Consider the following 12,090-nt stretch of genomic DNA (forward strand, 5'->3'; position numbering starts at 1 on the left):
AAACAATCGAGATTATTCGATCTTTTTAATTTTTTTAAGTTCTTTTTCGTAAAAACTATTGTTCCACCAAACATATATTCCTGTAATAAAAAGACACGAAGCTATAACAATAAAACTACACAGTAGGCCGTTATTTAAGTTAAACAGAAAATGATTTGAGAGAAAACCTATGTCAAATGCAACCAGGTAAATAAAACCAAAATAGATCAGAAAGACAATAACTGAAAATAAAAAAGATACTCTTTTATGCAAACTATTAAGTTTCTTTAAATCGTTATTCATTATTATCCCAAGATTTTATGCCCCTCACAATCAGGAGTTATAAAATTACTTATTCCATTACTAGATTTTATACGATAAAACTTAAAAAATCTAACTACCTCATAAAATATCTAAAAAAACTTATGAGTCTATTTGGATAAATTGTCTAAAGCATTTTGAACATGCTACATATACATTAGCACTGGATCTTTACCCATTAAAATGCCACCTGTGCAGCTTCCATAATCCCCTCTTTCGTTGCTCTATTGTCAAGTACTACCTTTACATAAGATTTAATGCACCATTCACATCTTTGAATAACCGAAAGATTCAGTGCAAGAAATAAAAATAAGAGAGACGTTCTCTAATAACACATCTCTCTTATTTATTTATATAAGGTTATATATACACTATACTATTTGGTGCTAAATTGTGCTTTAATTATTTCAAACATGCCATACCATGCTGAAATTGCAGTAGCAATACCCTCATATCCCGCAAAAATTTTTATAGCTGTGCTCTCAGTGTAATGTGCAATAACCAACAATATGAATAGCAATGAAAGGAGAACAAAAATTACCTGCACAGTTCTATTATTGCTCATAAAAGAAAGATAAGTCATAACAACTGTAAAGATCGTCCATGCAATCAAGGTTACCCCTATAGCAGCGCCTAAAGCATCTTTTGGCATCCAACCCCAAGCAGGAGAATAAATAAGAGCAGCTAAAGCCATCCAAAAAGAACCATATCCCGTAAAAGCTACCATCCCAAATGTATTCCCGGTTCTAAATTCTAAAACTCCAGCTATAAACTGCGCAAGTCCTCCGTAAAACAATCCTAGCGGCAAAGCAGCAAAAAGTGCAGCAGGTACAAGCCCTGCGTTTGCAACGTTTAATACAAAGGTAGTCAAAGCAAAACCAGCTAGGCCTACAGCACCTGGATTTGCCATTTTCAATTCTGAATTAGACATTTTCTTAACCTCCTATATTTTTTTTGTTTATTCACCGCGTACAATATTACGAATTTCTTCAACAACATCAGGGTTAACAAGAGTTGTTATATCACCATAGTCTTCCCTGTTATTTGAAATAGCTGCAAGTATTCTTCTCATAATTTTTCCCGATCTGGTCTTGGGCATATCAGAAACAATATAGACATTTGCAGGTCTTGCAATAGGACCAATTATTGAAGAAATAGCGTGTTTTATTTTATCTTCTAAATGTCTATTATTGTCTGATTCATAACCACTCTTCAAAGAAACATACAGATCAGGTATATGACCTCTTAATTCATCGCTCTTTGGAACTACTGCCGCTTCTGCTACCTCTTCACATGTGAGTGCAGCTGATTCAATTTCTTTAGTTCCAAGTCTGTGCCCAGCAACATTAATCACATCATCAACTCTTCCCAAAACCCTAATATATCCATCCTTTGCCATCGTTGCTGCATCACCAGAAAAGTATGGCCAATCCCGCCAGTCCTTGCTTTCTTTATTTTTACAGTATTTTTCATAATATTGTTTTATAAGCCTCTCAGGATCTCCCCAGATTGTAAGCATTCTTCCTGGCCAGGGATTTTTTATACACAAATTACCTGCCTTGCCAGAACCTGGTGGAACCTCATTACCAAGTTCATCGTATATGGTAGGATATATTCCTAAAGCTCCTGGTCCTGCACTCCCAGGTTTCATTGGCATAACACTGGGAATCGTAGTACATAACCAGCCTCCTGTTTCTGTTTGCCACCACGTATCTAACACTACTGCTCTTTTTTTACCTACTACCTTGTAATACCATCTCCATACTTCAGGTTCAATTGGCTCACCAACTGTTACCAATAATCTAAAGTCACACTTGTATTGAGTAGGATTAGACCCAGCCCTCATCAGCATCCTAATAGCTGTAGGTGCGGTATGTAATATACTCACCCCTAACCTCTCTGCTATACGCCATACTCTGTTTACATTAGGATAGAGAGGAACTCCTTCATACATAACTGAGGTAGCAGCATTTGCTAAAGGCCCATATACTATATAACTGTGCCCTGTAATCCATCCAATATCGGCCATACACCAGTGCACATCTTCAGGGTGAATGTCGTGTATAAATTTACTCGTTCCAGCAACATAGGACAGGTAACCACCTGTACTATGGGCACATCCTTTAGGTTTTCCTGTAGAACCACTGGTATACATTAAAAACAATATTGATTCTGAAGGCATTGGAACGTAATCCACCCTTTTACCTCGGTGTTTTTTCATTAAATCATCTAATAACAGATCTCTTCCCTCTACCAGGGGTGTTTTGGAAGAATAGGTACCGGGATGCCTTGTCCAAATCAAAACTTTCTCAACCTTTTGTCCAAGTTTTTCAGCCGTTGCAACTGCAATATCAGCATTTGCTTTATGATCTATAAATTTCCCATTTCTATAATAACCATCAATTGTAATAAGTATCTTGCTCTTTGAATCTGCAATTCTTTCTCCACAAGCCTGACCGCTGAATCCTCCAAAAACTTCCGAGTGAATTATTCCAAGTCTTGCACAGGCTAGCATTGAAATAGGTAATTCTGGTACCATTGGAAGATGAAACGTTACTGTATCGCCAGCCTTTAAACCCATCTCAAGAAGTAGTGAAGCAAATTCATTAACCTTTACATACAATTCTTGATAAGTAAGGATCCTATCAGGCTCATCTATTGACTCAGAAACCCAAATAATTGCAGCTTTATTTTTATATTTATCAAGATGTCTGTCGACACAATTGTAGCAAGCGTTCAATTTGCCGCCGACAAACCATCTCCAAAAAGGAGGATTTGAATCATCAAGAGTAGTAGTCCAATATCTATCCCAACTAAGCAAGTTGGCATATTCATGAAAACACTCAGGAAAATTCTCTTCATTAAATTTATTCAAAAAAGTTTGATTCTGAACATAAGCATTCCTTACAAATTCTTCACTCGGATAAACATAATCCTCTTCAAGCCAATAAGCTCCTATTTCGGCTTCTGAAACTCCCGTCCCATTAACTTGGGTTGTTTCCTCCATTTTCCTCCTCCTTTTTTTTACAAAATTTAAACAATAAAAACATTTAAAATTGGATTGTTATCTGCATCACTCCCTTTATTTTTAAATTACTAGAAATTCTAAAATAAATTATCAGAATTGTCAATATTATCAGACAATTAATTTTAAAATAGATTTTTATAAATTGTATTTATATATTTTTAATTTGTTTGACAATTATTTACAATTTGCTGAATATTCTTATGGAACTAGAAAATTTTTTGAACAAAAAGTCTTTAGAAACTAATCTTTTTTACAATCCCATCTTCAATAACAAAATCATCTTCAATTCTTATTCCTCCCCAACCAGGATAATAAATGCCTGGCTCAACAGTAAACACATCACCTTCTATAAAATTTTTAATATGATTGATTTCATTTGTAGAAGATAAAACAGGTTTTTCGTGAATTTCAAGGCCCAAACCATGTCCAAGACTATGGATAAAGTATCTTGACTCATCTCCAAGAAATTCTCTTACAATTTTTTCAGGAGTAGAAAGTTCTACATTCTCAGCTATTGAACTAATAGCCTTTTCTCTCGCATTAAAAAGCAACTGATAACGTTCAAAAAATAAACTATTTTCACCATTAAAAATAAAGGTCCTTGTTATATCGCCACAATATCCAGAAAATTTAACTCCCATATCTATCAAAACTATGTCTTTTTCCTTTAGTTCAACGCTTTGAGGTTTATAATGAGGAATAGACGAATTAGAACCAAAAGCTACGATCGGATCAAAGGAAACTCCATCTGCATTCTCGAGAGATTCCGAAACAATCATTGCTGCAACTTTTTTCTCTGTAATACCAGCTCTCAACATATCTTTAACCTTGTAAAATATTGTACAAGAAATTTCTGCAGCCCTTTTCAAAAGAGACATTTCCTCTTTAGACTTGATTCTTCTTATTTCACATGTCAGGTCATCTGCATCAAAAAGCCCAAAAGACGTATTTTTCCTTATATATTCAGCATATTTGAAAGGAAAATTTTTACCACAAAGCAAAGAAATAGGTTTGTCTATCAGCATACAAAACGTCTTTATATACCCATTTCCTGGTTTTACCTGAACTAACCTTATATCTTTTAGTTTCATGGCTTCCTCTACATATCTTCCATCGGTAATAATATAAGGTTTTTCTTCTGGAAGAAAAAAAATTAATCCTTCTCCTGAGAAGCCAGTTAGATAAAGCATATCTATCACAGAATTACTAAGAAAACCTTGAGCCCCCCTTTTTTCTATTTCATTTGATAATTTTATCTGCCTATCTTTATAGTGAGAAGTCATTTCCCAAAAATTCTTTTCTTACTTCAATGTGTTCTGTTATCTCCCTGGGACTTCCAGAAAACATTATGCTTCCTTTAGAAATAATGTAAGCTCTATCTATAATTTTCAAGGCATCGCGAACGTTATGATCAGTCAAAAGAACTCCAATTCCCTTTTCTTTCAAGTTGATAATCATGTCTCTCATCTCTGAAACAGATTTAGGATCTATCCCAGAAAAGGGTTCATCAAGGAGTAAAAAATCAGGATCTAATATCATACTTCTTGCAATTTCAACCTTTCTTGCTTCCCCCCCTGATAAAAGCTCACATCTTTTTCTCGCTAAATCAGATATCCTAAATTCGTCTAAAATTCCCCTAATTTTCCTTTTATCTACCTTTTTTCCTGAAACACTCAAGATTAATAAAAGATTTTCATAAACATTTAGTTTCCTAAAAAGTGATGATTCCTGTGGAAGATAAGCAATCCCAAGATTTGCCCTCTTATGGATAGGAAACCTGGTAATATTTAAGTCGTCTTTGTATATCGATCCTGAAGTAGGCTTGGTTAAACCAACTATCATATAGAAAGTGGTAGTCTTTCCTGCCCCATTAGGGCCAAGAAGTCCAACAACTTCTCCCTCCCCTATTTTTATACTTACATCATTTACAGCAAATAACTTGTTATATTTTTTTACAAGGTTTTCAGCTCTAATCAAAATTGTCCCTCCTGATACTTCTTAAATCATTTAGTGCCTTTTTTGCTGCCTCTGATTGCGCTTGCTTTTTGGAGCTGCCAGTAGCAGTATAAAAGAACCTGTTGTCTATAGATAGCTGAACTTCAAAAATTGGAGAATGCGAGGGGCCTCTTACATCTACAACCTTATATTCCGGAAGAACCCCAAATAAACTTTGGGTCAACTCCTGTAAAACAGTCTTAGAATCTTCTTCGTATTCTTCAATCTTTATACTCATTAGCCTATCAATTATTTTATAACAATGTTTGAGGCTTGAATCCATATAAACTGCTCCTAATATAGCTTCAAAAGAAGCAGACAAAATAGAATCCTTAATTGTTCGTTCGCTAGAACCAATCAACAAGTAACTTTGAAGGTTTAATTTCTTTGCAATCTTTGTTAAATGCCTGTCAGAGACAAGATAAGCCCTTAATTTTGACATATCGCCTTCGCTCATTTCTGGATACAACACAAAAAGTTTATGGGTAACTACAAGCTTTAAGACAGCATCTCCCAAAAATTCAAGCCTTTCAAAATCTTTTGCCCCAGGATGGTTGTAAGAATAAGAAGAGTGTGTAAGAGCGGTCATCAGCCATTTCTTGTTTGTGAATATATATCCTAAATCTTCTTCTAATTTTGAAAGATTTATTCTCGTTCTCACCTTTTTTAACATCCTCTACTTTTTAATTAGTCTCGTCTTAATAAAAAATTAAAGATTTTAAAGTTATATCTAAAATAACTTATATCATATTCTCTAAGTAGCCTCATATAATCTACTATAAAATTCACGTTTATTTCCAATATTGATTTCTTCATCAATTTTAATACATTATAATATTCATTTATTGCATCTTCAATGCTTACTAATTTGAAATTTACTAGCTGATATGGCTTTAATTGGGCTACTTTAATTAGATCAGCTTTAATTACGGTAGCAATCTTAGGATAGCCTCCAACAGTGCCTCTGTCCTGCAAAAGAATTATTGGCTTTCCATCAGTTGTAATCTGAACAGCCCCAAGGGGACTGGGATCTGATAAAATATTAAACCCACTAACTGGTTTAATTTTTTTATCAGCACAAGATAGTCTGATCCCGATTCTATTACTGCTTGAAAGTACTATATAAGAATTATTAAAAAATTTATCTACATCATCTTTTGAAAATTTATCATATTGTGATCCTTTCACAACCCTTAAACAAACAATTTCTTTGTTTTCAATGTTCAATAATGGCAAAAGAATCTTATTTTTTGGTTGAGTGTCATTTTTAACCTTAAATACGTCGCCTTTTAAAAGTCTTCTGCCAAATATACCGCCTAAATTAGATGTTTCAAGAGTTGATGTGCTAGAAAGTATAGGAACAACGTCTATCCCGCCGCAAAAAGCACACCAACATCTAAAGCCTCTGTTAGAACCATTAAATACAATCCTATCTTTATCCAAAAGTTTAACAGATATCCCTATCGGTATTGCAAAAGACTTATTTCCTCTTATCAAAGTTGCATTCAAATCTGCTCCTGAAATGGCAATATAAGTATTTTTATGAACCAAAAATTCAAATCCCCCCTGGGTAATTTCCAACAAGGGAGCATAAGGGTCGTTATCTAACAACAAGTTTGCAAGTACAGCTGTAAAGGGATCTACAGGTCCGCTCTCTGGTACTCCAAAAGATTTGTAACCTAACCTAGGATTACCCTGAATAATTGTATGAAATTTTGACTCTATAACCTCAATTTCAGCAATCAACTCTGATAAACCTTACATAATCTGACGGTTTTAAGAAAAAGGGGTCCTCTCTTTCGGGAGAAAATATTACCTGCTCAGTCCTGCCAATAATTCTCCATCCGCCAGGAGATCTTGAAGGGTATATTCCAGTTTGATTTCCCGCAATTCCCACAGAACCTGCCTCTACAACTAATCTGGGAGTTGATAACCTTGGAGTTGCAATTCGATCAGACAAGATCCCCATATAGGCAAAGCCAGGTGTAAAACCTAACATAAATACCATATAGATCTTCGAAGTAAATTCTTCTATTACCTCTTCTTCAGAAATATTATGAAAGTCTGCCACATATTTAAGATCCGGTCCATATTGACCCCCAAATTTTACGAAAATTTCACGAATATTTAACTCCTTATCGCTCGGAGAAAAATTTAACATTGTAAAATCATAAATTGCTTTCACTTCTGACAGGAATTTATTAAAATTGTGTTTTAAGGGATCAAAATCAATTAATAAACTCGAATAAGAAACAGTTATGTCTATAATATCTAATTTCTTAAATGCCAAAGAAAGAGCACTTATTTTTTTAGATATTTCATAATCAATTTTGTCTCCGATCTCAATCAATAATGAGCCCTCTGAAACGAGGGAAAACTTTGCGTCTACACCCACTCTCTTGCACTCTTAATTAAGATGTTATTATCTGAAAATACCTTTAATAACTTTTTCACAAAATTTTCTGCCCCTGGAGTATCCGAATGAACACAAAATGTTTGAAAATCAACAGTAATTGTCTTGTTATCAATTGTTTTTAAGGATTTATTCAGGATCATATCTACAGCTCTTCTTACAACAAAATCTTCGTCTTTTAAGATAGCTCCTGGAATATTTCTGGCAACCAGAGTACCATCAGAATTATAGGCTCTATCCAAAAAACCTTCTCTTACAACTTTTAAACCAAGCTCTAGAGCAACTTCTTCAGATTTTGAACTCGGGGGTAAAAAAACGAGTAAATCTTTTGAAAAATCTCTTACAGCCGATAAAAAGGCATGCGCTTCATTTTTGTCTTTAGCTATTTTATTGTAAAGAGAACCATGTGGTTTTACGTGCTGTATATCCAACTTTTTTGCACGTAAAAAGGAATAAAGAGAACCAATTTGGTATAATGTATACGCATACAACTCGTCCTTTGACATATGAAATTCTCTTCTTCCAAAACCAATTAAATCGGGATATCCAGGATGAGCTCCAATTGCAACGTTATTCTTTTCTGCTATTTCGACCGTCTTTAATATCACCATCGGATCTCCTGCATGCATTCCACAAGCAATATTTACCGAGCTAACAAATTTTATTATTTCAGTACTGCCATATTTATAAACTCCAAAACTCTCGCCAACATCGCTATTTAGATCTACCAACATTTTTAGATTCAATCCTTTCCATACCAATATATGGAATCAGCACATCTGGTACAATCAGACTGCCATCTTTATCTTGATAATATTCATAAATCGCTGCAAGCGTCCTCCCAATTGCAAGGCCTGAACCATTTAAGGTGTGGACATATCTAGCTTTTCCATTTTTAGGTTTATAGCGTATATTCGCCCTTCTAGCTTGAAAATCAGTAAAGTTGCTACATGAAGATATTTCTCTATAATTCTTAGAATATGCCATATATACTTCAATATCGTAGGTTTTAGCGGAACCAAAACCCAAATCTCCGCTACAAAGTTCGATAACTCTGTATGGTAGTTTCAGCCCTCTCAAAACTTTTTGTGCTTGCTCGGTTATAAAGTTTAGCTCACTCATAGATTCTTCTGGTCTACAAAAGACAACCAACTCTACTTTATCGAATTGATGCTGTCTAATTATCCCCCTGACGTCTTTCCCGTATGAACCCGCTTCTCTTCTAAAACACGCCGAATATGCACAAAACCTTATCGGTAAAGAATCATCAAGTAAAATCTCATCCCTAAAATAGTTAGTTACAGGCACTTCTGCAGTAGGGATAAGAAAATATGGATCGTCTGCGCATTTAAAAAGCTCATCCCTAAATTTTGGCATCTGCCCTGTTCCATACATTGAAGCTTCATTAACAAGATAGGGAGGCCACAATTCAATAAAGCCATCAGATTTGTGTATATCCATCATAAAGTTTAGCAAAGCTCTTATAAATCTTGCTCCCAAACCTACATGAAATGAAAATCTAGAACCAGTAACCTTTCCTGCCCTTTCAATATCAAGTAAACCCAGTGCTTTGCCCAAATCCCAGTGTGGCATAACCTCAAAGTCAAATTCTTTAGGTTTGTCAAAATAATTAACTACGACGTTTTGTGTCTCATCAGTACCAAACGGCACGTCAGGCGAGAGTATATTTGGCAACTGATACCACATGGTTTTAAATTGAGATTCCAAACCTCTCTCGTTTTCTGCAAGCCTAGAAATTTCATCTCCGATACTTCTTGATTTTTCAACAAGCTCAGTTACATCTTCTTTATTTTTTTTTAGAATCGAGATCTCTTTAGATAATTTATTTTGAGCTTCTCTTAGATTAGATATTTCATTTCTCAAACTTTTTAATTTTAGGTCAAGTTCTCTTAAATCATCAAGACTAAAATTTAATTTTATGCCCCTTTTTACTAAAGAATCTTTTAAAGTTTCAAAGTCTTCTCTTAAAAACTTAATATCAAGCATTTCTAGCTCCTTGAGTAATTTTTTTCCTGAAAGGCAGGATAACTGCCAAAAATTTTTATAAAGGATGTCTTGTCTACAAGAGCTGCAAGAGCTTCCTTTACGTGTATATCTTCTCTATGTCCTATCATATCTATAAAAAAGATATAATCTCCAAGAACTCTCTTGCTAGGTCTTGATTCAATTTTTGTAAGATTAATCTTCCTGAAGGCAAATTCAGAAAGTATTGAAAATAGAGCCCCAGGTCTATCTCTATATGTAGAACAAGCTATACTAGTTTTATCAAAACCAGTCCTTGGACGATTTGTTCTCCCCAGTAAAAAAAATCTGGTGAAGTTATATTCTTCATCTGAAACGCTACTTAAAATAATTTCAAGTTTATATAATTCAGCATTCTTTGGTGATCCTATTGCGGCGGACTTTGGATCCAAAGACGCCAATTTTGCAGCTTCAGCTGTCGACGAACAACTGATTACCTTAGCATATGGCAATAATCTAGCTATCATATTCTTGCATTGAGATAAAGGTTGGGGATGTGAAAGAATTTTTTCAATAGAACTAAGCCTAACATCAGGAAGAGCCATCAAGGAATTCTGAATTTGTAGTACTGTTTCTTCTTGAATTACAAAATCATGCTTAAGCATTAGTTCAAGAACTATGCCAACTGGTCCCTCAATTGAGTTTTCAACCGGTACAATTGCATAATCGATATTCCTATTTTGAAGCATATCAAAAATAGTACTGAAATCGGAAATTTCAACCGCTTCAAAATCAACCAAAGAATTTAGTTTAAACAATGCTTCGCCTGAATACGAACCCTTTGGACCAAGATATCCAACTTTCATAGTTTATTAAATCCGCACAAACTTAACAAAAAGAATCTCCCCTTAACTAATTGTCATATTGATTTATTTTAACACAACATTAAACAAAGCAAACCAAAGATTACATTAATTAAAGCTATATTTTACATTAAAGCCTGCACTTTTAAATAAATATTAACCGCTACAATGTGATAAGTTTGGTAGTTCTTATTTTTAATTATGTTGATGTTAAATATAAATTGCTACAATATACTAAATGAATAATGAAATTAAATTCGTCGGAGTTGATAAAAATTGTCTACTAACCTTTCTGATTTTATTCCAGCCCCTTTAAAGCAGCTTAACTTCAGTTTATATTTTTGGGGACAAGGAATATCACTAGTTGGAAGTTGGATCCAAAGCGCTGCACTTTCTTGGCTCGTTTATAAAATAACTTCATCCACATCAGCTCTTGGTCTTTTAACCTTTTCTGCTCAAGTCCCAATGGCAATATTTACACTTTTTGGGGGTGATATAGCCGATACTTTTCAAAAGAAGAAAATATTATATATCACACAAACAGCTTTCACATTTGTTGCCCTTTTAATGTTCTTAGCTACCATAGAACATGCAAATTTTTGGTTTTTCATCATGCTTACAAGTATATCCGGCTTTATAGCTGCTTTTGACATGCCAACAAGACAGGCTTTCGTGGTAGAGCTAGTTGATAAGAAAGAAGATTTACCACAAGCTATAGCACTCAATTCTGGGATGTTTAATGCAGCAAGAATAATAGGACCAACTATAGCTGGATTTTTAGTAGCCCTTTTTGGAGAAGCAATTTGCTTTTTGATAAATGCTATCTCATTTCTTGCAGTACTTACATCACTTTTTTTTATAAAAACAAAAAAAGGTGAAAACTTAACTAAAAAAGTAGGAGCCAATTTCAAAGAAGCGTACAATTTTACAATTAATAGTAAGGAAATACTTATGGCAATAGCAATACTTTCGATGGGAGGTTTTCTTGGAATATCTTATATGGTGCTTTTGCCTGCTATTGCAAAAATAATCTTAAACACCAACGTTCAAGGTTATGGACTATTAATGGGATCTTCTGGACTGGGATCTTTAGTTGCAGCACTTTTTTTAGGAACGAGAAAAAATACTTCCAATCTTATAAATATTGTAAAGCGTTCTTCACTTCTCTTATCTGCTAGCCTTATAGGCATAGCTATATTCCAAAATTTTGTTTGTAGCATGATATTCCTCTTTTTATCCGGATTTGGCTTGATATCCTTAGCAGTCACAACAAATACTTTAATTCAGATAAAGACACCCAATAACATTCGTGGAAAAATGATGAGTATATATTCACTTTCATTTATAGGTTTATCTCCCTTTGGTGCACTTGTTATTGGTTTTCTTTCAAATTCTATCGGCATAGAACCCACTTTGATACTTTGTGGATTTACTCTTCTTTTAGCTGATATCTTCATTTTTAAACTTTAAAAAATAATTTTTAGACTATAGCATCCTTTTTATTTTTT

13 protein-coding genes are annotated in these 12,090 nt (G+C 34.2%); 1 reads left to right on the forward strand and 12 read right to left on the reverse strand.

Going from position 1 to position 12,090, the window contains the following annotated elements:
- Positions 1 to 12: 12 nt before the first annotated feature.
- The 12 genes from TDSAC_RS07965 to pheA form a co-directional block, all read right to left on the reverse strand.
- A complete protein-coding gene (locus tag TDSAC_RS07965) occupies positions 13 to 282 on the reverse strand; it encodes a DUF485 domain-containing protein (protein ID WP_108309826.1) in 270 nt (89 codons plus the stop codon).
- Positions 283 to 478: 196 nt separating this feature from the next.
- The gene (locus tag TDSAC_RS09290; RefSeq protein WP_108310374.1) at positions 479 to 595 is read right to left on the reverse strand and encodes a carboxymuconolactone decarboxylase family protein; all 117 of its coding nucleotides are present in this window, start codon (positions 593 to 595) and stop codon (positions 479 to 481) included.
- 81 nt (positions 596 to 676) lie between these two features.
- Positions 677 to 1,231, reverse strand: a complete 555-nt coding sequence (locus TDSAC_RS07975) for an acetate uptake transporter (RefSeq protein WP_108309828.1) — start codon at positions 1,229 to 1,231, stop codon at positions 677 to 679.
- A gap of 27 nt (positions 1,232 to 1,258) precedes the next feature.
- Positions 1,259 to 3,307: an acetate--CoA ligase gene (gene acs / locus TDSAC_RS07980; protein WP_108309830.1), complete on the reverse strand. Its 2,049-nt coding sequence runs from the start codon at positions 3,305 to 3,307 to the stop codon at positions 1,259 to 1,261.
- Positions 3,308 to 3,561: 254 nt separating this feature from the next.
- Positions 3,562 to 4,611: a M24 family metallopeptidase gene (locus TDSAC_RS07985; RefSeq protein ID WP_108309832.1), complete on the reverse strand. Its 1,050-nt coding sequence runs from the start codon at positions 4,609 to 4,611 to the stop codon at positions 3,562 to 3,564.
- Entirely contained in the window at positions 4,595 to 5,305 is a 711-nt protein-coding gene (lptB, locus tag TDSAC_RS07990; RefSeq protein ID WP_108309834.1) for an LPS export ABC transporter ATP-binding protein, read from the reverse strand. Before lptB ends, TDSAC_RS07985 begins: the two co-directional genes overlap by 17 nt.
- Entirely contained in the window at positions 5,298 to 5,984 is a 687-nt protein-coding gene (gene rnc / locus TDSAC_RS07995) for a ribonuclease III (protein WP_199919774.1), read from the reverse strand. Before rnc ends, lptB begins: the two co-directional genes overlap by 8 nt.
- A 26-nt stretch (positions 5,985 to 6,010) precedes the next feature.
- Complete coding sequence (locus tag TDSAC_RS08000; RefSeq protein ID WP_108309839.1) at positions 6,011 to 7,069, reverse strand: 5-oxoprolinase subunit C family protein; 1,059 nt, start codon at positions 7,067 to 7,069, stop codon at positions 6,011 to 6,013.
- On the reverse strand, positions 7,059 to 7,718 hold the full coding sequence (gene pxpB / locus TDSAC_RS08005; protein WP_108309842.1) for a 5-oxoprolinase subunit PxpB: 660 nt from the start codon (positions 7,716 to 7,718) through the stop codon (positions 7,059 to 7,061). Before pxpB ends, TDSAC_RS08000 begins: the two co-directional genes overlap by 11 nt.
- Positions 7,709 to 8,482: a 5-oxoprolinase subunit PxpA gene (locus tag TDSAC_RS08010; RefSeq protein ID WP_150130315.1), complete on the reverse strand. Its 774-nt coding sequence runs from the start codon at positions 8,480 to 8,482 to the stop codon at positions 7,709 to 7,711. Before TDSAC_RS08010 ends, pxpB begins: the two co-directional genes overlap by 10 nt.
- Entirely contained in the window at positions 8,451 to 9,743 is a 1,293-nt protein-coding gene (gene serS, locus TDSAC_RS08015; protein WP_108309847.1) for a serine--tRNA ligase, read from the reverse strand. The genes TDSAC_RS08010 and serS overlap by 32 nt, the downstream gene beginning before the upstream one ends.
- 2 nt (positions 9,744 to 9,745) lie before the next feature.
- A complete protein-coding gene (gene pheA / locus TDSAC_RS08020) occupies positions 9,746 to 10,585 on the reverse strand; it encodes a prephenate dehydratase (RefSeq protein ID WP_108309849.1) in 840 nt (279 codons plus the stop codon).
- A gap of 273 nt (positions 10,586 to 10,858) precedes the next feature.
- On the opposite strand from pheA, the gene TDSAC_RS08025 reads away from it, so the two are divergent.
- Positions 10,859 to 12,052: an MFS transporter gene (locus TDSAC_RS08025; RefSeq protein WP_108309851.1), complete on the forward strand. Its 1,194-nt coding sequence runs from the start codon at positions 10,859 to 10,861 to the stop codon at positions 12,050 to 12,052.
- Positions 12,053 to 12,090 lie beyond the last annotated feature (38 nt).

This window comes from Thermodesulfobium acidiphilum (genome assembly GCF_003057965.1).
GTDB lineage: Bacteria > Thermodesulfobiota > Thermodesulfobiia > Thermodesulfobiales > Thermodesulfobiaceae > Thermodesulfobium > Thermodesulfobium acidiphilum.

Coding starts and splice junctions, on each gene's coding strand:
- TDSAC_RS07965 (WP_108309826.1), bottom strand. CDS start 282: ATGAATAACGATTTAAAGAAACTTAATAGTTTGCATAAAAGAGTATCT.
- TDSAC_RS07975 (WP_108309828.1), bottom strand. CDS start 1,231: ATGTCTAATTCAGAATTGAAAATGGCAAATCCAGGTGCTGTAGGCCTA.
- acs (WP_108309830.1), bottom strand. CDS start 3,307: ATGGAGGAAACAACCCAAGTTAATGGGACGGGAGTTTCAGAAGCCGAA.
- TDSAC_RS07985 (WP_108309832.1), bottom strand. CDS start 4,611: ATGACTTCTCACTATAAAGATAGGCAGATAAAATTATCAAATGAAATA.
- serS (WP_108309847.1), bottom strand. CDS start 9,743: ATGCTTGATATTAAGTTTTTAAGAGAAGACTTTGAAACTTTAAAAGAT.
- pheA (WP_108309849.1), bottom strand. CDS start 10,585: ATGAAAGTTGGATATCTTGGTCCAAAGGGTTCGTATTCAGGCGAAGCA.